This is a genomic window from Geobacter sulfurreducens PCA, from assembly GCF_000007985.2.
GTDB classification, from domain to species: domain Bacteria; phylum Desulfobacterota; class Desulfuromonadia; order Geobacterales; family Geobacteraceae; genus Geobacter; species Geobacter sulfurreducens.
Window position 1 is genome coordinate 1,115,542 of sequence record NC_002939.5, and the last position, 25,754, is coordinate 1,141,295.

19 protein-coding genes are annotated in these 25,754 nt (G+C 62.4%); 14 read left to right on the forward strand and 5 right to left on the reverse strand.

The window, feature by feature from the left end:
• Positions 1 to 88: 88 nt before the first annotated feature.
• Both GS_RS05170 and GS_RS05175 read left to right on the forward strand, forming a co-directional pair.
• Positions 89 to 2,077: a methyl-accepting chemotaxis protein gene (locus GS_RS05170; protein ID WP_010941696.1), complete on the forward strand. Its 1,989-nt coding sequence runs from the start codon at positions 89 to 91 to the stop codon at positions 2,075 to 2,077.
• Between the two features lie 41 nt (positions 2,078 to 2,118).
• Complete coding sequence (locus tag GS_RS05175; protein WP_010941697.1) at positions 2,119 to 3,768, forward strand: methyl-accepting chemotaxis protein; 1,650 nt, start codon at positions 2,119 to 2,121, stop codon at positions 3,766 to 3,768.
• A gap of 47 nt (positions 3,769 to 3,815) precedes the next feature.
• Here GS_RS05175 and GS_RS05180 read toward each other — a convergent pair whose 3' ends face one another.
• On the reverse strand, positions 3,816 to 5,555 hold the full coding sequence (locus GS_RS05180) for an ATP-binding protein (RefSeq protein WP_010941698.1): 1,740 nt from the start codon (positions 5,553 to 5,555) through the stop codon (positions 3,816 to 3,818).
• A 487-nt stretch (positions 5,556 to 6,042) separates the two neighbouring features.
• On the opposite strand from GS_RS05180, the gene GS_RS05185 reads away from it, so the two are divergent.
• From GS_RS05185 to GS_RS05205, 5 genes are all read left to right on the forward strand, one after another.
• On the forward strand, positions 6,043 to 8,379 hold the full coding sequence (locus tag GS_RS05185) for a putative bifunctional diguanylate cyclase/phosphodiesterase (RefSeq protein WP_235044977.1): 2,337 nt from the start codon (positions 6,043 to 6,045) through the stop codon (positions 8,377 to 8,379).
• Between the two features lie 196 nt (positions 8,380 to 8,575).
• Positions 8,576 to 10,099, forward strand: a complete 1,524-nt coding sequence (locus GS_RS05190) for an ATP-binding response regulator (RefSeq protein ID WP_235044978.1) — start codon at positions 8,576 to 8,578, stop codon at positions 10,097 to 10,099.
• Positions 10,096 to 11,796: a sigma-54 dependent transcriptional regulator gene (locus GS_RS05195; protein WP_010941701.1), complete on the forward strand. Its 1,701-nt coding sequence runs from the start codon at positions 10,096 to 10,098 to the stop codon at positions 11,794 to 11,796. Before GS_RS05190 ends, GS_RS05195 begins: the two co-directional genes overlap by 4 nt.
• 215 nt (positions 11,797 to 12,011) lie before the next feature.
• Entirely contained in the window at positions 12,012 to 13,637 is a 1,626-nt protein-coding gene (locus GS_RS05200; RefSeq protein ID WP_010941702.1) for a methyl-accepting chemotaxis protein, read from the forward strand.
• A 59-nt stretch (positions 13,638 to 13,696) separates the two neighbouring features.
• On the forward strand, positions 13,697 to 14,101 hold the full coding sequence (locus GS_RS05205; protein WP_010941703.1) for a hemerythrin family protein: 405 nt from the start codon (positions 13,697 to 13,699) through the stop codon (positions 14,099 to 14,101).
• Here the strand turns inward: GS_RS05205 and GS_RS05210 are convergent.
• Positions 14,083 to 16,386 (reverse strand): MASE3 domain-containing protein, encoded by a 2,304-nt coding sequence (locus GS_RS05210; RefSeq protein WP_010941704.1) that lies wholly within the window; start codon positions 16,384 to 16,386, stop codon positions 14,083 to 14,085. The genes GS_RS05205 and GS_RS05210 overlap by 19 nt on opposite strands.
• Before the next feature lie 302 nt (positions 16,387 to 16,688).
• Between GS_RS05210 and nudC the strand changes: the two genes are divergently transcribed.
• The 5 genes from nudC to GS_RS05235 all read left to right on the forward strand — a co-directional run bounded on the left by nudC (position 16,689) and on the right by GS_RS05235 (position 20,640).
• A complete protein-coding gene (nudC, locus tag GS_RS05215) occupies positions 16,689 to 17,564 on the forward strand; it encodes an NAD(+) diphosphatase (RefSeq protein WP_010941705.1) in 876 nt (291 codons plus the stop codon).
• Positions 17,565 to 17,626: 62 nt separating this feature from the next.
• A complete protein-coding gene (locus GS_RS05220; RefSeq protein ID WP_010941706.1) occupies positions 17,627 to 18,067 on the forward strand; it encodes a DUF4149 domain-containing protein in 441 nt (146 codons plus the stop codon).
• Positions 18,068 to 18,080: 13 nt separating this feature from the next.
• On the forward strand, positions 18,081 to 18,965 hold the full coding sequence (locus tag GS_RS05225; RefSeq protein ID WP_010941707.1) for a DUF2156 domain-containing protein: 885 nt from the start codon (positions 18,081 to 18,083) through the stop codon (positions 18,963 to 18,965).
• Complete coding sequence (locus GS_RS05230; RefSeq protein WP_010941708.1) at positions 18,962 to 20,044, forward strand: class I SAM-dependent methyltransferase; 1,083 nt, start codon at positions 18,962 to 18,964, stop codon at positions 20,042 to 20,044. The genes GS_RS05225 and GS_RS05230 overlap by 4 nt, the downstream gene beginning before the upstream one ends.
• Before the next feature lie 110 nt (positions 20,045 to 20,154).
• On the forward strand, positions 20,155 to 20,640 hold the full coding sequence (locus tag GS_RS05235) for a YchJ family protein (protein ID WP_010941709.1): 486 nt from the start codon (positions 20,155 to 20,157) through the stop codon (positions 20,638 to 20,640).
• Positions 20,641 to 20,708: 68 nt separating this feature from the next.
• Here the strand turns inward: GS_RS05235 and GS_RS05240 are convergent, their stop codons facing one another.
• Positions 20,709 to 21,716: a ribonuclease Z gene (locus GS_RS05240; RefSeq protein WP_010941710.1), complete on the reverse strand. Its 1,008-nt coding sequence runs from the start codon at positions 21,714 to 21,716 to the stop codon at positions 20,709 to 20,711.
• 181 nt (positions 21,717 to 21,897) lie between these two features.
• Between GS_RS05240 and GS_RS05245 the strand changes: the two genes are divergently transcribed.
• Together GS_RS05245 and GS_RS05250 are read left to right on the forward strand one after the other, a co-directional pair.
• The gene (locus tag GS_RS05245; protein WP_235045025.1) at positions 21,898 to 23,247 is read left to right on the forward strand and encodes a sensor histidine kinase; all 1,350 of its coding nucleotides are present in this window, start codon (positions 21,898 to 21,900) and stop codon (positions 23,245 to 23,247) included.
• Between the two features lie 179 nt (positions 23,248 to 23,426).
• Positions 23,427 to 23,768, forward strand: a complete 342-nt coding sequence (locus GS_RS05250) for a PilZ domain-containing protein (RefSeq protein WP_010941712.1) — start codon at positions 23,427 to 23,429, stop codon at positions 23,766 to 23,768.
• 20 nt (positions 23,769 to 23,788) lie between these two features.
• Here the strand turns inward: GS_RS05250 and GS_RS05255 are convergent, their stop codons facing one another.
• Both GS_RS05255 and GS_RS05260 read right to left on the reverse strand, forming a co-directional pair.
• Positions 23,789 to 24,697 carry an alpha/beta fold hydrolase gene (locus GS_RS05255; RefSeq protein ID WP_010941713.1) on the reverse strand — a complete coding sequence of 303 codons (909 nt, stop codon included), beginning with the start codon at positions 24,695 to 24,697 and terminating at the stop codon, positions 23,789 to 23,791.
• A 9-nt stretch (positions 24,698 to 24,706) separates the two neighbouring features.
• Positions 24,707 to 25,750 (reverse strand): PAS domain-containing protein, encoded by a 1,044-nt coding sequence (locus GS_RS05260; protein ID WP_235044979.1) that lies wholly within the window; start codon positions 25,748 to 25,750, stop codon positions 24,707 to 24,709.
• Positions 25,751 to 25,754 lie beyond the last annotated feature (4 nt).

The window sequence follows — 25,754 nt, forward strand, 5'->3', positions numbered from 1 at the left end:
AGCCGTGACACTCCGGTGGGCAGGATAAGGTGCGATCCGCCGGAGGAGCCGGTTGCAGTCATCTCTCAATGCGAAGGAGTTAACGCGGATGGTCACCATGAAGATCAGATCAAAGATGCTCTGTATTCTTCTCTTCCCGCTGCTCGGTCTCGTCTACTTTGCCGCCATGGAAATGGCGGACAACTACCGCGCCATGGCAAGCGCCCGAAGCGTGAGGACCCTGACGCAACTGGCGGTCAAGGCGAGCGCCATGATTCACGAGGCCCAGAAGGAACGGGGCATGACCGCCGGGTTCCTGGCATCCGGAGGAGGCCGTTTCGGCGATGAATTGTCCCGCCAGCGCAGCGAGACCGACGGTCGGATCAGCGATCTCAAGGCGTTCGTCGCGGCCAACAGTGAAGGGCTTGCACCGGTGCGCGCGGCACTGGACAAGGCCATGGCCGACCTCGGCCGGATTGGCGACGTCCGCGGCTCGGCCACGTCACTCCAGTTGGCGGGCAAGGAATCGTTCGCCTTCTATTCGAGGCTCATCGGCTCCTTCACGGACCTCGTTACGCGGATCGCCCGCACCAGTTCCCATCACGATCTTTCCCGCGAGATCAGCGCCTATGCCGCGTTCATCAATGCCAAGGAGCAGGCGGGCCGCGAGCGGGCAACCCTCAATGCCGTGTTCACGGCCGGCTCCTTCGATGACGAGACCTATCGCCGCTTCGTCTCGATTCTGGCGGCCCAGGACGCGTACCTGCATCTTTTCGCCGCCTATGCGGACGACGGGGCCATGGCGCTGCTCAAGGAGAAGATGACCAGCCCCGCCGCCGCCACGGTGGAAGACATGCGCAGCCGGGCCCTTGAGCGGCACCGGGAGGGATCGTTCGAGGTCGACCCCCAGGTCTGGTTCACGACCATTACCGAGAAGATCAATGCCATGAAGCAGGTTGAGGACCAACTCTCGGCCGGAGTCATGGCAACGGCGGACCGGCTCGCCAATACCGCCTCCACGGCCATTGTCCGTGACGGAGTCATCACTCTGGCGCTCCTTGTCATGGCGATCGCCGGGGGGCTCTTCCTCGTCGGCAGCATCACCGCCCCCTTGCGGACCATGCTTGCCATGCTGAAAGACATGGCCGAGGGGGAAGGCGATCTCACCAAGCGCCTTGATGCGGACAGGGGCGACGAGTTGGGCGAGATCAGCGCCTGGTTCAACACCTTCATCGACAAACTCCACGGCATCATCTCCCGTGTCGCCCAGACCACCGCCGAGGTGGCGTCTGCCGCGGCCCATGTCTACGACACGGCCGAGCAGATGGCCACCGGCGCCGAGGAGGTGGCGGCCCAATCCGGCACCGTGGCCACGGCCAGCGAAGAGATGGCTGCCACATCCGCCGAGATTGCCCAGAACTGCTCCCTGGCATCGGAGGGGGCGAACCGTGCCTCCCAGTCGGCCGATGACGGGGCCGGCGTGGTGGAAGCCACCGTGCGGGTGATGGGGTATATCGCCGAGCGGGTGAACGTGGCGGCCCGGACCGTCGAAAAGCTTGGGGAGCGGGGTGTTCAGATCGGGGAGATCATTGAGACGATCGAAGACATTGCCGACCAGACGAACCTTCTGGCGCTGAATGCCGCCATCGAGGCGGCCCGCGCCGGGGAAGCCGGCCGGGGCTTTGCGGTCGTGGCCGATGAGGTGCGTGCCCTGGCCGAGCGGACCACGCGGGCGACCCGCGAGATTGCCGGCATGATCAAGGCAATCCAGTCGGAAACCAATGACGCGGTAAGCTCCATGGAAGAGGGCGTGCGGGACGTGGAAGCCGGCACCGGCGAGGCCGCCCGGTCGGGTGAAGCGCTGAAGGACATTCTTTCGCGGATCAACGACGTGGTCCACGAGGTGCACCAGATCGCAACCGCAGCCGAACAGCAGACCGCGACCACGAACGAGATCAGTCGCAACATGCAGGAAATTACGGATGTCGTCCAGCAGACGGCACATGGCGCCCAGGAGTCTGCCTTGGCCGCCGAGCGACTCAAACGCCAGGCCGAGGAGTTGCAGCGGCTGGTGGGACAGTTCCGGCTGGCGACATAGGATGGTATGAACTGCCGGGATGAACGATCGGGAGGATAGGAATGAGAATGCCTGCACGGCTGGCAGCACTGAAGTTGTCCCACAAACTGATCCTGGCCCTGGCGGTACTGAATCTGTTCGTCATCGCCGCGGTGGCCGCCTCCAGCTACCAGGGACAGAAAACGGCGGTACAGCATGCCGTGGACGAAAAGCTGCTCGCCTGCGCCCAGGGGGTCCGGCTTCTGGGGGATGCCTTCCATGACCGGCTCGGGCAGTCAGCTGACATCAACCAGGAAGAGTACGTGGCCATGCTCGACAATCTTTCGGCGTTTGCCGAAGGGGCGGGCGTCAAGTACGTCTACACCGTGGTGGTGAAGGACGGCAAGGTTGTCTTTACCACCTCAAGCCATACCAGGGAGGAAAAGGAAAAGGGAGATATCGCCGCCCTGTACGACCCCTACGACGACGCGAGCAGTGCTCTCAAGGATGCCATTGCCGACGGCAAGCCCCGCTACGATACCTATTCCGACCAGTGGGGTACGTTCCGGTCCCTGTTCCTTCCGGTTCGCTCCAGCGGCGGCGCGACGTACGTCATCGGCGTCGACGTCTCAACCGCGGACGTGAACGCCGTCCTCCGTTCAAGCCTGATCACCACCGTTGTCATGGGCGCTGTCCTGTTCGTGGCCGGCACGCTGCTCATGCTCCTGGTGATCAGACCCGTTTCCGCCGCAGTCCGGATGCTTGCCGAAAAGGTCAACCATGTTGCCGATGGTGATCTGAACGTTACCGTCGATTATGCGAGCGGTGACGAGCTCGGCATGCTGGCGGGCGACATGAACCGTATGGTTGAAAAACTCCGGGACATGGTTGCGGGCGTTGCGGGGGCGGCGGCCGAAGTGACCACGGCCGCCCGTCAGCTGTCGTCCACCTCAGAGGAGATGGCGGCGGGCGTCCAGTCTGCCGCCGCGGAGGTCGTCGGCGTTTCCACGGCAGGCGAAGAGATGGCGGCCACGTCCTTCGAGATTTCCTTCAATTGTTCCACCGTGGCCGCGGATGCCCGTCAGGCCACTGAGTCGGCCACGGCGGGCGAGGAGGTCGTGTCGGCCACGGTCTGCATCATGGCGAACATTGCCGCGCTGGTGCGGGATTCGGCCCGGACGGTCGAAAGCCTGGGCGCGCGGAGCGATCAGATCGGGGAGTTGGCCGGTTCCATCGAGGATATCGCCGATCAGACCAATCTCCTGGCCCTGAACGCCGCCATCGAGGCGGCCCGGGCAGGGGAGCAGGGGCGCGGGTTCGCCGTGGTTGCCGACGAGGTAAGGGCGCTTGCCGAACGGACGGCCCGGGCCACCCGCGAGATCACGGCCGTGATCCGCTCCATCCAGCAGGAAACCCAGGGGGCTGTTACCGCCATGACCGCGGGTGTTGTCGAGGTTGAGCGGGGGACGGCCGAGGCGTCCCGGTCGGGCGAGGCCCTGAGGGGCATCCTTGAACGAATCCATGCCGTGGAGGAGCAGGTTGTCCAGATTGCCGCGGCCGCTGACCAGCAGACCGCCACCACCACCGAGATCAGCGGCAATATCCTGCGGATCTCCGACGTAGTCCAGAGCACTACCCGCGGCGCCCAGGATTCGGCCGATGCCGCCGCGCACCTGCAGGGTCTTGCCGAAGAGCTTCATGCCGCCGTGGGCCGGTTCAGGGTCGCCGGGTAGCGGTCGTTCGCAGGTACTGTCGACAACGCCGGGTTACCCCGGCGTTGTCATTTCCCCCCTGCAAGGTTGTCTTCCTCTCCGCCCAGCGTGAAGTAGAAGGTGGAGCCTTTTTCCAGTTCCGCCTCGGCCCAGATTCTGCCCCCATGACGACGGATGATCCGGTCCACCGTGGCAAGGCCGACGCCGGTGCCGCCGAACTCCCCCTCGCCGTGGAGCCGCTGGAAGGGCTCGAACAGCTTGCCCGCATATCTCATGTCGAAGCCCGTCCCGTTATCCTTCACGTAATAGACCGGAGTACCCGCATCCTGGGTAACGCCGAGCTCGATGGCTGCGGCTGGATTGAGGGCCGTGTACTTCCATGCATTTTCCAGCAGGTTCCGTAGCGCCGACCTGATGAGGTCCGGGTCGGCGCAGCACTCCAGCCGGTCGGGGAGGGTGACCGCCACGCGGCGCTCCGGCTCCGCGTTTTTCAGTTCGTCGAGGATCTCGCCGGCCAGTGCCGCCAGATCGACTGGTCTGCGGCGCAGGGCGTCCCGGGACATCCGGGAGAGATTGAGCAGCGCGTCGATCAATTCCCCCATCCGTACTCCAGCCGCATGAATCCGACCAAGGATTCCCACTCCTTCCCCATTGAGCTTGTCACCCTGTTCATCGAGCAGGATCTGGGCATAGGAGGCGATGTGACGGAGGGGAGCCCGCAGGTCGTGGGAAACCGAGTAGCTGAAGGAGCTCAGCTCCCGGTTGGCGCTCTCCAGCTGTGCGGTTCGCTCGGCAACCCGTAATTCCAACTGGTCGTTCAAGGTGCGGATTTCAGCACGCGCCTGTTCCAGCTCGGTAACCTTCGAGGTCAGTTCCCGATTGGTGCGCTCCAGTTCCTTCGTCCTTTCCGCCACCAGGCGACGCAGCAGCGCCGGTTGGCGCTGGGTGGAAAAGAACAGGGCCCCGACCAGCAGCGAGACCGCCACAGCCAGCCCGTAGCCGGCAAAATAGAGAGGAGAGCATCGCCACCCTCCCTGGGGCGCCACCGCCAGGATCCATTGACCGTTGGGCACCTCGATCACATGGGTGACGGGTTTAGGGAGGGGGATGGCTGTGGAGCGGGCAATACTCTGACGTTTTCCCGTTTCGGGGTGGGCTCGGAAGATTTCATAATCGTAACCGCTTTGGGTCAGGCTGCCCAGGTTGGTTGCCGGGAGAAAATCTTCGAGACGCAGGACCGCAATGACGAACCCCCAGAAGCGCTCCGGTCCCCCTCCCGTTTCCAGGAACACCGGCAGCCGTCCCACCAGGGCCGTTCCCCCCTGTCTGAGCTCCAGGGGGCCGGCCAGGGTGAGCGAGCGGCTGCTGATGGCGTGCAGGGCTTCTGTCCGCTGTGTCGGGTCGTTCAGCAGGTTGAACCCGATGGCCTTCTCATTGCCCGCCAGAGGATAGACGGCCGAGACAACACCTTGGGGGGCAAGGTCCAGCGCGCTGATGCCGCCGTACTGCTCCATCATGTCGACGGCCAGCCTGTCGAAATTCTTGATGGAGCCGTAGGCCCGGAGAATGGAGGCCAGGACGTAGGTGGGAGAAAGGGAGCGGGAAAGTTGCCGGTCAAGGGAGTGGGCGGCGCCGGCGGCCACTTCGGCGACGATGTGCCGCTGTTCCTGGTGATAGCGCTGTTCCATCAGGGTGACGATGGTCGCGCATACGCCAAAGACCATCACCGCCACCACAATGGCCTGTCCGAGGAGATTCCCTCTTAATGCAGATCTCGTGCCGCCTTTACAGTGATCATCCTGAATCATGTAAGGTCCTGTCGCATCCGTGCCGTTTGCCGCTCAATTGAATCCTGCCTGTGACCCGGCAGGTATAGGTAAGATCATACTCATTGATTATAACCTAAAAAATAACTTTATTCGACGCCGAGTTGTGGTTCCCTGGACGGGTTGGTCGCAGGACCCTCTCAGGAGTGTGCCGTGGTACAGACCTGTATGTCACACTATCGTGCCACGGCACACTTGACAGTGAGAGAGCGCGGCAGGACATGATGCTGATAGGTGGTCGCAGGCCGCATGGTTGACGTGTATCGCACTTGAATCATTGGTGTTTTGGAAGGGTTGCCGACATTGTGTTTCGATAGGGCGATTCTGTTCACGACGGCACGACACTTGTAATCCGAAAGACAGAAGCTCGCACTGCATGATGTCATGATATCGGGGAGGGTACCCAATGGGCAGGGAGGGCAGAGGTACACGACAAAGGAATATAATGCGGTTGGTCAGCCAGCCGGGCTTGGATCCCAAAGCGTCGGTCCCTTCATTCGACCATGACGCCCGCCCGGTGCCTGCCACCTCGGCCGGCGTCTCCCGGCCGGCGATAGATCCCCCGGCCGAATGGACCGTTCGCCAGTACATACGTGAGAAAAAGGATCAGCGGTTTCCCTCTCCCAGGGGCCAGCACCGCTGTTTTTCAGGGCTTGACGCCCTGTGCGGCATGAAGAGCGAGGTGCCGGAACGGCCGACGGTCGTTCTGATCATCGAGGATGACCGGCAGGTTCGCCTCCTTGCCAGGGATGTGCTTGAGGAAGCAGGGTTTGTGGTGGAAGAGGCATGTGACGGCCGGGAAGGCGTGGTCAAGTTCGGTCGGGTACGGCCCGACGTGGTGCTGCTCGACGTGATCCTCCCCTACATGAACGGCATGACCGTGTGCAGGGTCTTGCGGGAGATGCCCGGCGGCGAGCGGGTCCCCGTCGTCATGATGACGGCTCTGGGCGATTCGGATGCGGTTCGGGAGGCGTTCGACGCGGGAGCCACCTTTTTTGTCCCGAAACCGATCAACCTATCGACCCTCCCCGAACACCTCACCTACCTTGTCAGATCAAGCCGTGTCCTCCAGGAACTCCATGAAAGCGAAGCGCAAAACCGGGCATTGCTGAACGCCATTCCGGACATGATGCTCCATGTCTGCCGCGAGGGAACCATTCTCGACTTCCGTGCCGGCAACGGTTGTGCCTATGCGGCGTTCGGGGGAAACCTCCGCGGCAGGACCATTGCCGATCTTCTTCCCCCCGGCGCGGCGGCCCAGTTCATGGCTCAAGTCGGACACGCGCTTGCCACGGGAACCATGATGGTCTGCGAGTATGAGCTGGAGGGCCCCGGCGGTCTCAACACCCACGAGGCCAGGATCGTTGCCAACGGTACCGGCACGGTGCTCGCCATCGTGCGCGACGTGACGGAGCGGCGGCAGTCGGAGGAGATGATCCGCTACCTGGCGCATCACGACAGCCTCACGGGACTCCCCAACCGGATATTTTTCGGCGAAATGCTGGAGCTCGTTCTTTCCCGCGCCCGGCGCGACGGCAAGCAGGTTGCCATTCTTTTCGTGGACCTGGACGACTTCAAGCTCATCAACGACACCCTCGGCCACGCCGCCGGTGACCACCTGCTGCGGGAAGCTGCCCAGCGCCTCAAGGGATGCGTCCGGAGCAGCGACTACGTGGCCAGCGGGGCGGAGAGCGGCCTGTGCGGCAATATCGCCCGCTTCGGCGGCGACGAGTTCATCCTTTCATTGGGAAACCTGGACTCCGTTGACGATGTGGTGGCGGTGACGCAGCGGATTATCAGCGAGTTTTCCCGGGAGTTCCGGATTGATGGTCATGAGATATTCGTATCAGTGAGCATCGGCATCTCCATGTATCCCGACGATGCCGAAGATACCGGCTCCTTGGTCAGAAACGCCGACATGGCCATGTTTGCCGCAAAGGAAGAGGGAGGACCGTCGTTCCGCTTCTTTACCCGGGGCATGAACGAAGCCGCCCAGCAGCGTCTCTCCATAGAACTCAGCCTGCGCAAGGCGTTGGAACGGGGAGAGATCTTCGTCCACTATCAGCCGAAAGTTGACCTGTCCTGTGGGGAGATAACCGGTTTCGAGGCCCTTGCCCGTTGGCACCATCCGGAACTCGGACTGATCCCTCCCGATACGTTCATTCCCCTGGCGGAAAAGAACGGCCTGATCGTCCGGATCGGCGAGTGGGTGCTGAGAGCCGCCTGTGCCCAGGCCAGGACATGGATCGACGAAGGCTTCTCCGATTTGTGCATGGCCATTAACCTGTCGAGTCACCAGTTCACCAGCGGCAACCTCACCTCTATGGTAAAAGAGGTGCTTGACGAGACGGAACTGCCTCCCTCCTGTCTAGAGTTCGAAATCACCGAGGGAATCCTCATGGAGCGGACCGAGAAAACCATGCGGATCCTTTCCGAGCTGCGGGACATGGGAGTCAGGATATCCATCGACGATTTCGGCACCGGCTACTCGTCGCTGGGGTATCTCAAGCGCTTCCCCGTGAACACGGTCAAGATCGACCGCTCATTCGTGCGGGAAATCGATTCACCCCACGAGGATGCGGCGATCATCAAGGCCATCATTGCCGTCGCGCGTAACCTGAATCTCCAGGTGGTGGCCGAAGGGGTCGAAAGCCATCGACAGACGGAATTTCTCCTTGCCCATGGCTGTAACGAGGCTCAGGGGTTCCTCTTCGGCAAGCCGGTGCATCCCGATGAGGCGAGCCTGATGCTCCGGGCCGGGAGATGGCGCGACGCGCCCGCACGTGCCCTGGCGCGGGGAAGGTGAGGCGGGCGCGTCGGCTGAACTGCCGAACATTATGAAGAGGAGGGGAGTGATGGGGCTGCGGAAGACGCAGCCCCTTTTTTGCGTCGAATCTCCCGATTTGACAAAAAAATGTTTCCGAGCCGTTGGGAGGTTGAAAAAAATCTAAATTCACCGATACTTATGACCGATACGGTAAAGTATGACCACTCACGTGCGGATGAAACATGTTATGGATGAATGTGCTCTGGAAAATGCACCTCCTCTGATCCTCCTGGTGGACGATGATGCGGTGACCCGCAAGATGCTGCGCAACCTCTTCACGCTTTCGGGATACCGCGTGGCCGACGCGGAAGACGGCGCCCGGGCGGTTGAGATGTTTCGCGAACTTTCACCGGATCTGGTCCTTCTCGATATCATGATGCCGGTCATGGACGGGTATGGCGCCTGTGCGGCGATCCGCGGCCTGCCGGGCGGCGAGCATGTCCCGATCATCATCATGACTGCCCTGGACGATGCTAACTCAATCGGCCGTGCCTTTGACGCCGGGGCCACCGATTTCATCGAGAAGCCCGTGAACTGGATGCTTCTCAACCACCGCCTTCCCTATCTGCTGCGGGCGCGGGACGCCTTTGTCTCCCTCCAGCGCAGCGAGGCTACCAGCCGCCTGCTTTCGGGCGAGCTGATGGCGCTCCTGAACTCAATCAACGACAGCCTTGTCCTGTTCTCCACCGATCTGAAACTGCTCTGGGCCAACCGGAGCGCCGAGCATCTCTACGGCGATTACGTCGAGCAGCTCGTTGGTCAGGAGTTCACTTCCCTCAAGGGGGCGCGGGGCATCCCGTCCGATGCCATTGCCGTACGCGCGTCGCTCGGCTCGGGCGAGCCCTGCTACGAGCGCGTATCAGCCGCCGACGGCAGGATCTGGGACATGAAGTATTTCCCCGTGCGCGGCGAAGACGGCACCGTGCGCGGCATCATCGAGCTCGCCTCGGACATGACGGAGGTGGTCTCACTCCAGGCGGAGGCCCTCCGGTCGGGACAACTGGCAGCCCTGGGCGAACTGGCAGCCGGCGTGGCCCACGAGATCAACAACCCCATCAACGGCATCATCAACTATGCGCAACTGCTGGTGAACTGGCTGCCGTCCGCCTGCAAGGAGCGCGACATCGCCGAACGGATCATCCGGGAGGGAGATCGGGTGGCGGGGATCGTCCGGGGGCTTCTCTTCTTTGCCCGGGAGGGCATGGGGGCGCGCCTGCCCTGCAATGTCGCCGACGTCCTGACCGACACGCTCACCCTCACCGAGGCCCAGATCCGCAAGGACGGCATTACTCTCAAGGTCGGGGTGCCGGCTGACCTGGGTCGCGTGAGAGCCAGCCACCAGCAGCTCCAGCAGGTCTTCCTCAATATTATCAGCAACGCCCGCTATGCGCTCAACGAGAAGTTCCGCGGTTTCCATTCCGCCAAGATCCTGGAGATCCGGGGCGAGCGCGTGCTCATCGATGACCGGCCGTACATCCGGATCGGCTTCAACGATACCGGTACCGGTATCCCGGAAGCCATCAAGGACAAGGTGATGACGCCGTTTTTTTCGACCAAGCCTACCTGCAAGGGGACAGGCCTGGGGCTCAGCATCAGCCAGAACATCATCCGCGACCATGACGGCAACCTCTCCATCGAGAGCCGCGAGGGGGAATTCACCCTCGTGAGCATCGACCTTCCCGCCGAGGAGACGCCATGACATACAGCATTCTCGTGGTAGACGACGAGGAAAGCCTTCGCTACACCTTCCGCTGCTTCCTGGAGCATCAGGGCTATGAGGTAGCGATTGCGGCGAACTACGAAGAGGCCTTGGCGGCTCTGCCCGCCGGGTTCGATCTCGTTTTCGCCGATATCGTCCTCGGCGGCTGGACCGGCGTCGATCTGCTGCGCGAGGCCCGTTTGCGCGGTTTCGACGTTCCCTTCGTCATGGTGACCGGCTACCCCCACATCGATACCGCCTCTGAAGCGCTCAGGCTCGGCGCTTACGACTACATTCCCAAGCCGGTGAAGCAGGAGACCATCGTCCGGGTTGCCCGCATGGCGATCCGTCACCACCTGGTCTCCAAGGAGAAAGATCAGTACCGCTCCAACCTGGAGGCAATCTTCCGCAGCGTCAAGGATGCCATCGTCACTGTCGACCGGGGGATGCGGCTCATCGCCTGCAACGCTGCCGCCACCACGCTCTGCGGCATCACGAAGGACAGGGTCGAGGCTCAGGAGCTCTTCTGCCCCGAAGATTGCCAGCACCAGTGCCTGAAGCTTCTGGAGGAGACCCTCGTCAAGCGTCAGCCCATCGAAGGGCAGCGGTTCGTCTGCCGCAGACAGGGACAGCCCGATCGCATAATCGCCGCAGCCACGTCGCCCTTGCTGGATCAACTGGAAGGTTTCGACGGAGCCGTCCTCGTGGCCCGGGACGAAACCCGTCTCGACCACCTGGAGCGCCGGGCTTCGGGGCGCCGTTCCCATCTGTCGCTGGTCGGCGGCAGCGCGGCGATGCAGCGGCTCTATTCGCTGCTGGAGGCGCTGTCGGAGGTGGATACCACCGTCCTCATCACCGGCGAGAGCGGAACCGGCAAGGAGCTGGCCGCAGATGCCCTCCACCGGGGCGGACACCGTGCGGACAAGCCCTTTGTTGCGGTAAACTGCGCCGCTCTTCCCGAAACCCTTTTGGAGAGCGAGTTGTTCGGCCATGTGAAGGGGGCGTTCACCGGCGCGCTCAGGGACAAGGAGGGGCGCTTCCAGAAGGCCGATGGCGGAACGATTTTCCTGGACGAGATCGGGGATATATCCCCCGCCATGCAGCTGAGACTGCTGCGGGTGCTTCAGGAGAAAGTGTTCGAGCGGGTAGGCGATGCGACGCCCATCCGGGTCGACGTGCGGATCGTGGCGGCCACCAACCGCGACCTGGCGCAACTGGTCCGCGAAGGGCGGTTCCGGGAAGATCTCTATTACCGTCTTAAAGTCGTGCACCTGGAACTTCCTGCACTCCGGGAGCGCAAAGAGGATATCCCTTTGCTGGTGGAGCACTTTCTCGGGCGACTGACCGCCCGCTTCGAGAGAAATCCGCTCACCATCTCCCAGGAGGCGCTGGACACGCTGATGTCCCACCCCTGGCCCGGCAACGTGCGCGAACTTGAACACGTTCTGGAACATGCGGCGGTCATCTGCCGGGGGCACGTCATTCTGTCCGATCATCTGCCTGCCGACCTTGCTCCTGCCGTGCCGGCTTCCGCGGCGCCGCGGACGGTCAGGGTAACGGACGAAGCAGCCCTGATCCGCGATGCCCTCGTCCGGGCCGGCGGCAACAAGACCAAGGCGGCAAAGCTGCTCGGCATGAGCCGCCGGACTATTTATCGCAAGCTTGATGAACACGGCATCTTCGGTGACTTTAAGTAGTTTTAAACACTTGTCCACGCATCGGGCCTCGAATGCCTACTGCCCAATTGACCCATCCGTTTTTTGTTTCTTAATTTATACTCAAGTATTTTCATGCAGTGCCGACATGCTTCTAGTGAAGTCCGCTCTTCATGTGCATTGTTTTATGCATGATTACGTCGGCTTTATTTGTGATGATGATTAATTTTTTCTGTTTATTGGAAGGAGATCGCCGCATGTTCATGAGAAACTGGAAAATCGGGACGAAACTGGCAACCGGGTTCGGAGGACTTCTTCTGCTGCTGGTGATCTTCACCACAGTAACCATCATTTCCATCCGGTTCGTGAAGACGAGCACGAGCCAGATCAGGACCGAGAGCCTTCCCTATGCCTTGCTCGCCGAGGAAATGGCGTTCGAGGTGGTTCAGGTCCAGCAGTTCCTGACCGACGTGGGGGCGACGCGGGAGCCCGATGCTTATGCCGAGGCGGACGCGGCCGCGGCAAATTTCCGCAAGTCTCTGAAGCAGTTCGAAGACATGTACCGCCGCGAGAATGATACCGCTGCCCTCCAATCCGTTGAAAAGATGGAGAAGGACTTTGAGTCCTTTTATCAGCTGGGTCGACGGATGGCCGAGGCTTATATGGCCGAGGGGACGGAAGCGGGTAACCGTTTGATGGGCGATTTCGACAAGGTGTCAACGGTTCTTGCCGAAGACATGAGAACATTCAAGGAGGGGCAGGTCAGAGAAGCCAACCACATGACCGCGTCTGTGGACGAAACGCTCGGCGGGCTGGAAAAGGTCATTATCGCCCTTGCCGCTGCCGGGATCATTGTGGGGCTTTTCGCCTCCTGGTTCATCGGGAAAGCCATTTCCGCCCCCCTCGGCAAGGCGGTGTCCGCCATCGACCGGATCGCTTCGGGCGATCTCACCATCAGGATTCCGGTCACGGGAAGCGATGAAACCGGGGCGCTCGCCGTATCCGTCAACCGCATGGCGGACGATATGGGTACGGCCATGGCAGCCCTGGCCAATGCATCGTCACATCTGGCCTCGGCCTCGGTGGAGCTTGCGGTGCAGGCGGACCAGATGGCCAAGGGGGCCGAGGAAGTGGCGGCCCAGACGGGAACCGTTGCCGCGGCGAGCGAGGAAATGGCCGCAACGTCCCACGAGATTGCCATGAACTGTTCCCATGCCGCCGAAAGCTCCCGGAGGGCCAACGACCGTGCATCGGCAGGCTCCGATGTCATCCGTCGCACTGTCGAGGGGATGCATCGCATTGCCGAAAAGGTTCAGCGCTCCTCCGAGAGCGTTGCCGGACTGGGGGCCCGCAGCGACCAGATCGGCCAGATTGTTTCGGTTATCGAAGACATCGCGGACCAGACGAACCTGCTGGCCCTCAACGCCGCCATCGAGGCGGCCCGGGCCGGGGAGCAGGGGCGGGGGTTCGCCGTGGTGGCCGACGAGGTACGTGCGCTGGCAGAGCGAACCGGCAAGGCGACGCGTGAGATCGCCCAGATGATCCGCTCCATCCAGCAGGAAACCGAGGGTGCGGTCAAGGCCATGGAAGAAGGGGTGGCGGAAGTCTCTGCCGGCAAGGAGGACGCCCAGCAATCCGCCGGTGCTCTCCGGGAGATCGTCGAGCAGATCGAGGCCATGACGACACAGATCAATCAGATCGCCGTCGCCTCCGAGCAGCAGAACGCCACCACCGATCAGATCACCATGAACCTCCAGCAGGTTTCGAGCGTTATCGAGGCGTCCTCCCGCGGTTCCGAGGAAACCGCCAACGCGGCCCATACCCTCTCGGCGCTCTCCGAAGAACTCCAGAGCATTGTGGGGCGGTTTCGCACGGCGGCTTAGCGGACAGGGTCGGCAGGAGGCGCCGACCTTTGCGGGATAGATCACGAAGGGAGAACGTGATGGTTGTATGGAAGGATGAGTATCTGATCGGGGTCGAGCAGGTGGACCGGCAACATCGCGAACTTTTCGCCCGGTTTCATCGGCTGATGGATGCCCTCACCGGGGGGACCGCCAGGCACGAGTTGCTGGAAACGATCGCGTTCCTCGAATCATACGCCGAGAACCATTTCCGGGAGGAGGAATCCCTGCAGCAGGAATGCCACTATCCCGACGCCGGCTTCCATCGCATGGCCCACGAGACGTTCCGCCGGCAGCTCGGCGACATCACCGCATCGCTCGCAGAGCAGGGGGTAACCAACCTGCTGGTGATCGAAACCGGGCGGACCCTGTTCCAGTGGCTCGTGGACCATGTCTGCGGCATGGACAGGGAGTTCGCGTCTTATCTTCAGCAGAGGGTGAAGTAAAAGGTAGCTCCCTGTCCTACCTCTCCTTCCGCCCAGACCTTTCCGCCGTGGCGCTGGATGATCCGCGCCACCGTGGCAAGGCCGATGCCGTGCCCTTCGAAATCCTCGCTGTGATGGAGCCTCTGGAACGGCGTGAACAGCTGTTGCGCGAACTCCATGTCAAAGCCGGCTCCGTTGTCGCGCACGAAGTAGGCGACGGTGCCGCTCCTGTCGGTCACGCCGAACTCGATGCGGGCGTCTTCCTGCTTGCTGCTGTATTTCCACGCATTTCCCACCAGGTTGTCGAGTACGATATGGAGCAGCCCCGCGTCTCCCCGGGCCGTTATTCCCTCGGTCAGGTGGAAGCTGACCTTGCGCTCCGGCTCGCCTATTTTCAGGGTTTCGGTTATCTGCCGGGCCATGGTGCTCAGGTCGACCGTTTCGGGCTTCATCGCACAGCGCGAGATCCGGGAAAAGTTGAGCAGTGTCCCGATAAGGCGATCCATGTTGCGCGTTTCGTCGTAAATGCAGCGGACGAAATCGCGGCACTGTGCCTCCAGTTGACGGCCGTACAACTCCAGGATGAGCTGGGAGAACCCGTTGATGTTGGTGAGGGGACGGCGCAGGTCATGAGAGACTGAATAGTTGAACGCCTCCAGCTCTTCGTTGGCGTCCTCAAGTTCGCGGTTTACCGCTTCCAGTTGCTCGACACTCGTCTCCAGTTCGCAGTTGGTTTCCTCCAGCACCTCCGCCCGGTCCTCCAATTCCTTGTTGAGGATGACGATCTGCTGCTCGGCCCGCTTGCGGGCAGTAATGTTCCGTACAATGCTTAACAGGCACTGCTTGCCGTTCAGTTCAATGATGACGCCCGAGTAAAGGCCGATGATCGTTTCACCGTTCCTGCTGCGGAACTGGATTTCCCGGTCATGGACCGATCCCTGTTCGGCAACCTCGCGCAGGATGTTTTCGCGTTCGGCGGTGTCAATCCAGATGCCGAGGTCGTACGATGTGCGGCCGAGCACCTCTTCCTTCCGCCAGCCAAGGGTTTTTTCGAACGCTCCGTTTACCTCCAGGTACCGTCCGTCGACAAGGGATGCGATGATCATGATGGTGGGCGCGGTGTTGAATGCCTTTGCAAAGCGCTCTTCCGAAGCGCGGAGCTCGGCTTCGGCCCGCTTACGGGTGGTAATGTCCTGGAAAAAGACCGAGAGCCCATCCCGCGAGGGGTAGGCGTGGACTTCGAACCAGCAGGCGAGGGGAGGGTAGTACTCCTCGAACGTGGCAGTCGTTCCGCTTGCCACGGCGCGACGGTACTCGACGTCAAACCTTGTGCCCACGGCGGCGGCGAATTCCTCCCAGATACTCTTTCCCAGCAGGTCGTCTCGGGTGCGCCCGAGCAATCGCTCCGCCTCCCCGTTCAGGTAGGTGAAGCGCCATGAGTGATCCAGTGAAAAGAACGCATCGGTAATGCTTTCGAGGATGGTGGAGATGCGCTGGTGGGACTCCCGCACGGCCTCTTCCCGTTCCGTCAGTTCCCGGAACAGGATATCGTAGGGGCGGGTCAGGGCCGTCTCGACCAGCCCCCGGTAGATGAGCAGCACGGCCGCCGCCTTGAACAGGTGGCCGACCAGATTGCTCAGGCCGTAGACGTCGATGTAGAAGGTGAAGGCCAGTTCGGCGCCCACCATGAGAGCAATGGCTCCCGACAGATAATTGGCGACCCGGCGGTCGAACGCCCTGCGCTTGACTCGCAACAGGACCAGGGCCGCCACGAATGTTGCGGAGATGATGTATTCGCTGACCCTTTTGAAGGGGGTAAGCCCCACTCCCTCCACGAAGCAGACGGGAAAGATCTGCCAGACAAAGATGGCGGCGAGCAGCAGCGAGGTGACGGCCAGGTATGCAGTCAGCAGGGTGCGCGACAGGAGCCGGCGGCCGATGAAGAAAGGTGCCAGGAGGAACGAGGCGCTCTGCAGGTAGCGCCCGGCTATCCAGAGTTGGGTGGGGAGGTTGGCGTCGAAGCCGGGGAAGAGCCCCATGCCCTTGTAGGCGATGGTGTGCAGCAGGTCGATGCTGCCGACGCAGAGGTGGGCGATGCCGATGACCAGCAGGTACCCGTTGGCGGCAAAGCGGCGCGAGTTCCAGGCGATGACGAAGATCGCGCCCGACACGACCACGGAGAAGAATTCAACTAGGACGTGGAACAGCACGAAGCTGTAAAAGCTCGTCAGGTAGAGCGCGACGATGATTCCGGTTCCTATGACGAGGAGCGGTACGGTTTCAGACGAGTTCCTGTTCTCGATCATGGATATCCCTGCACCTGTTTGATGTCTTGTAACCAAAACGTTCGCGGGACGATGCGGCGGTGAGTATACCGGCTCAATGCCGTGCTGCGCAAGCCAGGAAATCCCTGAGGAAGCATAACGCGCCGTCGCGGGACTCAGTCGCTCTCTTCCGCAGTTCGCGGTTGCGCAGGCGCGGCGCGGGGGGTATTCTTAGAGCTTGTTTGCAGGCAACGGGCCGCCAAGGCGCTGACGGCGTGTCGCCAGCCCCCGCACGCCGGCACCGGTTGCGGACAACACCCGCTTCGACAATCTCCGGAGGCCCCATGCGGTATCCCGATACGGTCAATCTTCCCTTTAACGCAGCGGTACTCGGCGACTGCTTCGAAATGCTCCATCCCGGCATCCCCGATGATGGCGCGCCGGGCATCTGGACCATTCTGCGCGGCGGTTCGCTGGTTGTGGCCGCCCAGGCCGACCGATTGGTTCTCCCCCGTGGGACGTTGCCGGATGGGCTTGTTGCCGAGTCCGAGCCTGTCCTTATTGCCCGCTGGCAGGGGCTGCCGGTCAGGGCCGTCCGCATCGGCTCCCGGGCCGAGCTGCCGTCGCATCTGGCTGCTGAGCCGTTCAACGCAGGCGACGAACGTCTGGATGACGCAACCCTCACTCTGGGCGGCATTGCCCAGCAGGTCCTGCACTGGGATCTCTCCAGCGTCCGCTGCCCGCGTTGCGGTGGTGCCACGGAGCGTCTTGCCGGCGGATGGGGCAAGCACTGCCCCTCGTGCCGGACCGAGCATTTTCCCCACATCCATCCCTGCGCCATCATCCTCGTCAGGAGGGGAGACGAGTTTCTCCTGGTTCGCAAGCCCGAGTGGGCGCCCGGGCGTTATAGCCTCGTGGCCGGTTTTCTCGATTTCGGTGAGTCGCTGGAGGAGTGCGCCCGCCGTGAGGTGCGGGAAGAGGCAGGGGTTGAGATTACCGACATCCGCTATGTGGGGAGCCAGTGCTGGCCGTTTCCGAGCCAGCTCATGGCGGGGTTCGTGGCTGAATACACCGGCGGCGAGATCCGGGTCGATCCCGATGAAATCGAGGACGGCCGCTGGTTCAGCGTGGACCGGATGCCCGGTTCGCTCCCCCATCACCGCAGCATTGCCCGGTGGATCATCGAGCGCTTTGCACTCGGGGACCGGGAAAAGTCATGAAAGGCCGGAACCCGGGAATCGGGATTCGGAAAAGCGTACCAGCACCGTAAGGGAGGTTCACCGTGTCATTTGTTTCCGCTCTCTGCCGCCTGGCCGTCGCCCTGTGGGTCGGCGGCGCAACCCTGTTCACCTTTGTCCTGACCCCGACCATCTTCCGTTCCGAGAGTCGTGACGCAGCAGGGCGTATCGTCGGCTACCTCTTCCCGGGCTACTTCCGCTGGGGGCTCGCCTGCGGTGCCGTGGCCCTGGTGGCGCTCCTGGTCGTCAGGGGAAAGAACTGGATTCCGGCCGCGGCCCTGATGGTGGTGATGCTTGCCGTCACGGCGTTCCAGGCCCTCCACATCGAGCCGAAGGCCGCGGAGCTCAAGCGCCAGATCCCCTCTTTCGAAACCACCACCAAGGATCATCCTCTCAGGCGCGAGTTTTCGAAGCTCCACGGGATTTCTGCGGCGTGCAACCTGTCGGTGATTGCCGGCGGGGTGGTGCTGGTTATCCTGCTCTAGGGTGAAGAACACCATGGAGATTCCCTGCCACCCCGACTCCCGCCCCCTTGCCCTGGCGGACAAGCCGCTGCTGGACGCCCTGTTCACAGAGCTTCAGCCCCGTGTGTCCGAACTGACGTTCGCCAATCTCTACCTGTTCCGCGGGATTCACGACTACCGCCTCACTCGGCTGGGAGACGCGCTGGTGGTGCTCGGCCGGGGCTACGGCGGCGAGGCGTACGCCCTGCCGCCCCTCTCCGGCGACGTTACGGGAGCGCTCCGCACACTTCTGGCGGACGGCTTCACCATCTACGGGGCCGATGACACCTTTCTGGAACGCCATGGGGCGGATGCAGCCATCACGGTCGAAGAAGACCGTGATGGCTTCGACTACCTCTATCTCCGATCGGATCTGGCCGATCTCCCCGGTAACCGCTTCCACAAGAAGAAGAACCGGATCAACTATTTTGCCGCGCGTCATCCCTTCGAGGTGCGGGTGTTCGGGCCGGACCACCGGCAAGGATGCTTGGCGCTGCTCGACGAGTGGCGCCGGGTGCGCGATGCCGCCGGCAGTACGTCGCTCGACCCGGAAACGGCCGCTGCCGCCGAAGCGGTGACTCTGTCCGCCGAGTTGGGGCTCGAAGGGGTGGTGATTGCCGTGGAGGGGAGGGTGGGGGCCTTTGCCCTGGGAGAACGGCTCAACCGAGAGACCGCCGTCTGTCACTTCGAAAAGTCCGACCCCTTCATGGAAGGGATTTCCCAACTGGTGAACCGGGAGTTCTGTCGTCTCTTCACCGACTGCACCTTCGTGAACCGCGAGCAGGACCTGGGCGAGCCGGGCCTGCGCACCGCCAAGCTCTCCTACCACCCGGTGGAACTGGTGCGCAAGTTCTGGTTGCGGAAAACCCCGGAACCATGAACGATCAGGTCCGCCTCCACTACGAAACCTGGGTCTACCCCCGCTATCCGCTCGCTGCTTCGGTGCGGCGGAGCGACACCTATGCCCTGAGTCTCGACGCTCTCTATGCCCGCTTCAACGGCACGCTGCCGCCGGCTGCGGCCCGCCGTATCCTCCTTGCCGGCTGCGGCAGTTTTTCCCCCTACCCCACGGCGGTGGCAAACCCCGGCGTACCGGTCACCGCCCTGGACCTCTCCGCCGCCAACCTCAGGCGGGCCCGGCTCCATGCCTGGATGCACGGCAGGTTCGGCATTTCCTTCGAACAGGGAGACCTGATGGACCCGGCCGCGGCCCAAGGAGAGTACGGCTTCATCGATTCCTTCGGCGTTATCCACCACCTTGCCGACCCTCTGGCGGGACTGCGGGCCCTGGAGCGGCGGCTGGCGCCGGGGGGGATCCTCCGGCTCATGGTCTACAGCCGGGGCGCGCGACGGGTGGTGGAGTCGGCCCGCCGGGCCCTGCGATTCGCCGGCGTGCGGGACGTGGCGCGGCTCAAGGATCTTCTGCGCCGTTCGCCGCCGGGGTCGAGGCTCAGCCATGCCGTGGAGGCCTCGGGCGAAGGGGGAGGGGACGCGGGGCTTGCCGACGCCCTGCTTCATCCCCGCGCCCGCATCTTCAGCATTGACGAGCTTATGGCCATGGTGGGGGAAACCGGTCTTGTTCCGCTCCGTTTCGCCCATTCCCGGGCCCTTGCCGAGCCGGGGGCCGAGGTGGTGCGTCTGCGCGGGCTAGAGCAGGCCGGTGAACCGGTGCCCAACTTCGTACTCTACCTGGGGCGCGAGCCCCGGGGCGGCTGCGGCCTCGCCCCGGACGCGCTCCTGATGCTCAATCCGGCCCTCCGGCACGATGTGGGCGTTCTCCGTCTCGCGCCGCTGGCCGTACCTCCCCGTCTCGGCCTCAAGAATCCCGTGCTCGGCTTTGCCGATCGGCGGTTTTTGAGGCGCTTCAGCACACCGCTGCCGGTGAGCGCGTTGACTCCGACAGACCGGGAGCGTGTTGGCCCCTTCCTCGATGCTCTGTTCGTCATCCCGTTCCGGTAGCGGCTCCTTAACAGTTGACACGGACAGCGCGGGCAGGTATGTAATGGCTTTCAGAAGGCCCCCCGAGCCCATGGCAACGGGGCCGATTTACACGCTACAAGGAGCCACCCATGACCAACCTTTGTCCCTGCGGTACCGGCAAAAGCTTCGGCGAGTGCTGTGAGCCCCTCGTCACAGGCGCGCGCGCAGCTCTCACCGCCGAAGAGCTGATGCGTTCGCGCTACACCGCTTATACCCGTGCGGAGATAGGCTATATCCACGACACCACACATCCGGACCACCGGGCCGATTTCGACGAGAAGGGAACCCGCGAGTGGGCCGAATCATCCCAGTGGGAGGGGCTCGAAATCCTTGCCACTGCCGGCGGAGGACCCGCCGACACCGAGGGACGGGTTGAGTTCATCGCCCGTTACCGCGACACCGGAGGGCGCCGCACCCACCATGAACTGGCCGAGTTCCGCAAGGTCGATGATGCCTGGTATTTTACCGACGGCTATGGGATCAAGCCCCAGCCCGCCGTGAGCACTAAGATCGGGCGCAATGATCCGTGCACCTGCGGTAGCGGCAAGAAGTACAAAAAGTGTTGCGGCGCCTGACCTTGTTCGCCGTCTGACCGTGACCGCGGCGCCCTTTCGGCGCCGCGGTTCGTTTTTCCGCTCCGCCGTCACCCCCTGAAGGCCCGCTCCACTTCATCCCGCAGTAGCGATTCCCTTCCCATGTAACGGGGGGAAAAGTGGAACGGGACCACCCGCGCAACGCCCGCATCCCTGCCCAGTTCGCCTGCAATGCGGGCGGTCAGATGACATCGGTCGCCGGCGCGCTCCCGCTCTTCATCCAGGAAGGGGGCCTCTATGAAGAGGTAATCGGCACCGGCCGCCAGCTCCACGATGAGACGCCGGTTTTCCGGGGTCGGTGCTGCGTCCGTGACGTAGACAATTTTCTGTCCGGCCACGGTTTTGGTAAAACGCTCCCGCAGTTCGCCGAGAGGGAACCACGCCTCGCATTCTTTTCCACCGTCCCGCCACCATGCCCTGAAGGGCTCCCCGTCGTCCCTGCCGCCCAGGATTGCCCGTTTGAGTTCCGCCAGCCACGCCCCAGTCGGTAATCCCGCCTCCCGCAGGCGGTTCTTGAGAATGTGCACGTGGTTTTTTTCTTCCAGGGCAAAGGCGAGGCAGGGGATGCCGTGATCGAGGAAGACGCTTCTGACGCGGAATGCCTCTTCATCCAGAAGCACTCCGCCGGCGGCGCGATCCCGCCGCTCGTTGTCCCTCGAAAACGCGGCAAGGCAATGAAACTCCGCGCTGTGAACGCTTCCGTCCGGATGAAGCTCGGCGGCAGCGAGGGTGAAGTCGGTGGGGAAGGTTTCCACCAGGTTCCAGGTGTATCCCGCCAGTCGGGCGGCCACTTGGTCGACGAATCCGGGCGGCCCGAGCAGGTGAAGCCGTTTTTCCCGGCCGAGGCAGAGCCTTACCACCCGGTCGAAGCCTATGAAGTGGTCCACATGGGTGTGGGAGACGAAGATGTGGGAGAGACGGAGCACCTTCCTGGGCGGCAGCGGAGCCGTGTCGCCCAGGTCAAACAGGACCGCCCGCCGCTCGAACAGAAAATCGACGTAGAGTCCCGGATCATCGAAAGGGCCGTTCACGAGATGAGGGTGAAAGAGTGGCGGCATCATCAGCCTCCCGTGGCCTTTTGCTGGCAAGTGTATCGCGTCTTGAGTTGTGGGTATTGTCTTTGCATTAAAAAATTAACGTATTTTGATTTTTGATTGTATGGTGGCGCAACTGGCGGAATGTTAATGTAGTTTTAGAGATGACTCCCCGCAGGGACGCGAGGTCTTATCCGTGAAAACAATGAGTGACCCGCCTAAAAACGGTATTGAATCGATCATCGTCACGACCCTCGTGGCGCTTACGGCCTTCTGGTTCGCCGACACGGTGATCGATGCCGTCATTCCCCAGATGGGATGTGAATGCGGCCTCCTTCACGCTCCGACCGTGCGTGCCTCTCTGTTCCACCTGATCCCCCTCATTGCGCAACTGCTGCTCATTTTCTTCGTCCGCAGACTGTTCAGGGAGCGCCGGCTGCTGGTCCGGAAGCTGGAAGCGGCGGTGGCCACTACCCTGGATGAAAAGGCCAGGACCGATGCCGTCATTGCCGCGGTCGGCGACGGAGTCTGCATGCTCGACCGGGGTTTCCGCATCGTCTACCAGAACCGGGCCCATGAGCGCCTGCTCGGCGAGCACGGTGGAGAACGCTGCTCCGACGCATACGGCGAAGACCCGGATGCCTGCCGTGACTGTCCCATGGCCCGCGCCATGGATACGGGCGAGGTATGCACGGGAAGCCGCCGGTTCATCAGCAAGGGGGAGACGCGTCTTCTGGAGATCACCTCCTCGCCGGTGCGCAATGCCGCCGGTGAAATCGTCGCCGGCGTCGAGGTGGTTCGCGATGTGACCGAGCGCAGGCGCAGCGAGGAGGAAATCAAGTCCCTCAATGCCGCCTTGGAGCGCCGCGCCAGGGATCTGGCAGCCAATAACCGGGAGTTGGAGGCGTTCAGCCATTCTCTCTCCCACGATCTGAGCGCCCCGCTCGCCAAGATATCCTGCGCTGTTGAGACGCTGCGGGAAACCTACGGCGAGCAAATGGGCGACGACGGTCGGTTCCTGTTGTCGTGTATCTGCGAAGGGAGTTCCCAGATGGATGACCTCATGGAAGCCCTCCTTGCCTTGAACCAGGTTTCGCGAAAAGACCTCCGCCGTGAAAAAGTCGACATGGGAGCACTAGTCAGCCAGCTCGCTCTGGACCTGCGCCGGTCGGAGCCGGCCCGCCGGATCGATTTTGTCATTGCCCCCGATCTGACGGCCGAGGGGGACCCCTCAATGCTCCGTGTGGCCTTGCAGAACCTGCTGTCCAATGCCTGGAAATTCACCCGGAACGTGGATGGCGGCCGGATAGAATTCGGCTCCGTTGACCGCAACGGCGAACGAGTCTTTTATCTTCGCGACAATGGCGCCGGTTTTGACATGAGGCAAGTGGGACGGATATTCGAGGTGTTCCAGCGGCTCCACGACGAGAGCCTGTTCCCGGGCACCGGAGTGGGGCTCGCCACCGTACAACGGGTCATCGAGCGGCACGGCGGCACCGTTACCGCCCACGGCGTGCCGGGCCATGGGGCAACCTTCACCTTCACCCTGCCGTAGCCGGCGTTCCCTTGTCCGGGCGAGACGACGGACGCCCGGCCCTCCGATCGCCTGCATTTTGTGTGTGCAAATGTGGCGGTTGTGGTAGTTTTACTTTACCACATCGGGTTTCTGCTGGTGTAAACCTGCCCAGGACTTCTACATAACATCGGATCCGGGTTGATGCGAAAGGATGGGGCATGGTTGAGAAACGGAAGACGGGGAGGTCAAAAAAACGCCTGTCGCTCAGGTTCGGAACCGATACCCCCAGTCGGCTCGCCTTCACTGAAGATGTCTCGCCCCGCGGCCTCTTCATCAAGACCACCAACCTCTGCCCGCCGGGCACCCTCATCCAGATCGAACTGGAGCTGCCCGATAGCGAGCCGGTCTTTCTGGAAGGGATGGTCAGGTGGTCCAAAAAGGTCCCCCCCCAGGTCATCCATCTCGTCAGGAAGAGCGGGATGGGCATCAAGATTACCCAGTTCATCGCCGGCGAGGAGCGCTACCGGCGCTTTATTGACGAACTGCGCCGCACTCCGTAGCCATATTCGTCGATGCAAAACTACAGCGCAGGACATCGGCTGCGTTGCGCGGCGCTCATACCCTCGCCCTTATCCTCTCCTTCTTCGATGAATTCCCTCATCAGTTCGTAGGTCCGGAGCGGCTGCTCCTCGTGGGGATTGTGGCCGCAGGCACCAATGACAGCCAGCCGCGCCGACGGCAGGGCGTCAACCAGGCGGCGGCCCTGAGTCGGCCGGACGATGCGGTCGTTTTCTCCCCAGATGATGAGGGTGCGGATGGCTATCTCTCCATACCGCTGAATGACGGCTGAGACGTCGGTCCGTGAAAGCTCCCGCACGGTCCGGATCAGCACCCGCGCTATCCCCCTTCTGCCGAAGCAGGTTTCGTAACGCCGGATGCGTTCCGCCGTGATGGCGGTGGGGTCTTCGAATACCGCGCGGAGGGTAGACTTGACGATCAGGCGTACCGGGATCAGGGCCATGCCGAGCCGGGCGAGCACCGGCACCCCGAGCAGTCGCATGAAACGGGGAAGCCGCTGGGGGTAGGCGGCACAGTCCAGGAGAATCAGCCTGTCGATCAGTCCGTCGTCACCCCGTTCGTTGGCGCGGAGGGCCGCCAGCAGTGCGATGCCGCCGCCGAGGGAATGCCCCGCGAGCACGACCTGCCGAAGGCCCTGTGTCTGTATGAAGGCCGTGACTACGGCGGCCTGTTCTGCCAGAGAATACGAACCGCGCCGCGGCTTGGACGAAAAACCGAATCCCTTCAGGTCGATCAGGTAAAGGGTGAAACGGCCAGGGGAGAAGAGGGGGACCAGATCGTCCCATGTGGTCAGGGCCGCGGCAAAACCGTGGATAAAGACCACGCTCACCGGGCCACAGCCGTGGATACGATAGTGAATGCTGGTGTCGGGGGAATAGGCGAAGAAGGAACCGGACGAAGTGCTGCCCATGGTCGCGGATCAGCCGGCGCGCTGGCCGCCGGCCCGGCTCTCCTTGTCGGGGCCGGCGGTGGCGTTGTCCTGGCCGACGCCGGACATGATGTGGAAAATGCCGCAGGTGGCATAGGGTTTCCCGTCCCGGAAATTGCACGATACGGAGCCGGTGACCGGTACGATCCGGCCGTGTTTTGTTACGAACGAGAAGGAGACCGGCCCTGAACGCGCGCCGGCCAGCAGTCTCATGAATATCTCGCGGCAATGATCCACGGACTCAGGATGAATGACGTCGAAGATTGAGAGCGTGGCGAGATCGTCGTCAGTGTAGCCCAGAGTGGTACGCCATGCCCGGTTCACATAGTTGATTGAACCGTCGATGGCTATGCTCTGGAACAAGTCGCTGGCATTGTCGAGGATCAGGTCATACATCCCCTCGCGTTCGCGGAGCGTATCGAGCACCCGCTTCTCCTCGGTAATGTCCGTGTAGAAGAGAACCACGTGGGTGATGTCGCCGAAGCGGTTCTTGATGGGGGCGCCGTGGACGTTGAACCATCTCCCGACGCGGCCGCACTCGCTGCGCCGCTCGGCGCGTTTCGAGGCTATGATGCTCGTGAAAATGCAGCCTTCGGGATATTTCGTGCGGCAGATGATTTCGTCGCAGGTCTTCCCGATGGGGTTGCCGTCGTAGGCGAATATTTTCCGGGCCTGGGAGTTGCTCGCCTGGATGTTCATCGAGGTGTCCAGCACGAAAATGGCGGCGTCGGAACAGTCGAAGATTCCCTGGATCTCGTCATGGGCCAGCTTCAGCTCGGCATTCACCTCTTTCATGTGCTCAAGAATCTGTTCGAAGGAATCGCAGACGATGCCGATGGGATCCACTTCCAGCAGGCTGCGGTCGTCAAGCTCTTCGTGGCGCAGGGGGAGGGTACCGATGGTGGTCAGCAGGTGGTTCGTCTTCTCCCGGATATAGGCGATAGCCTTGCGCTCCCGCTCGGCCAGTTCCTCGTTTTCCCTGCGGAGCCGGCGTATCTCGTCCCTGCCGGACAGATTGCCGAAAAATGATTTCAACGTA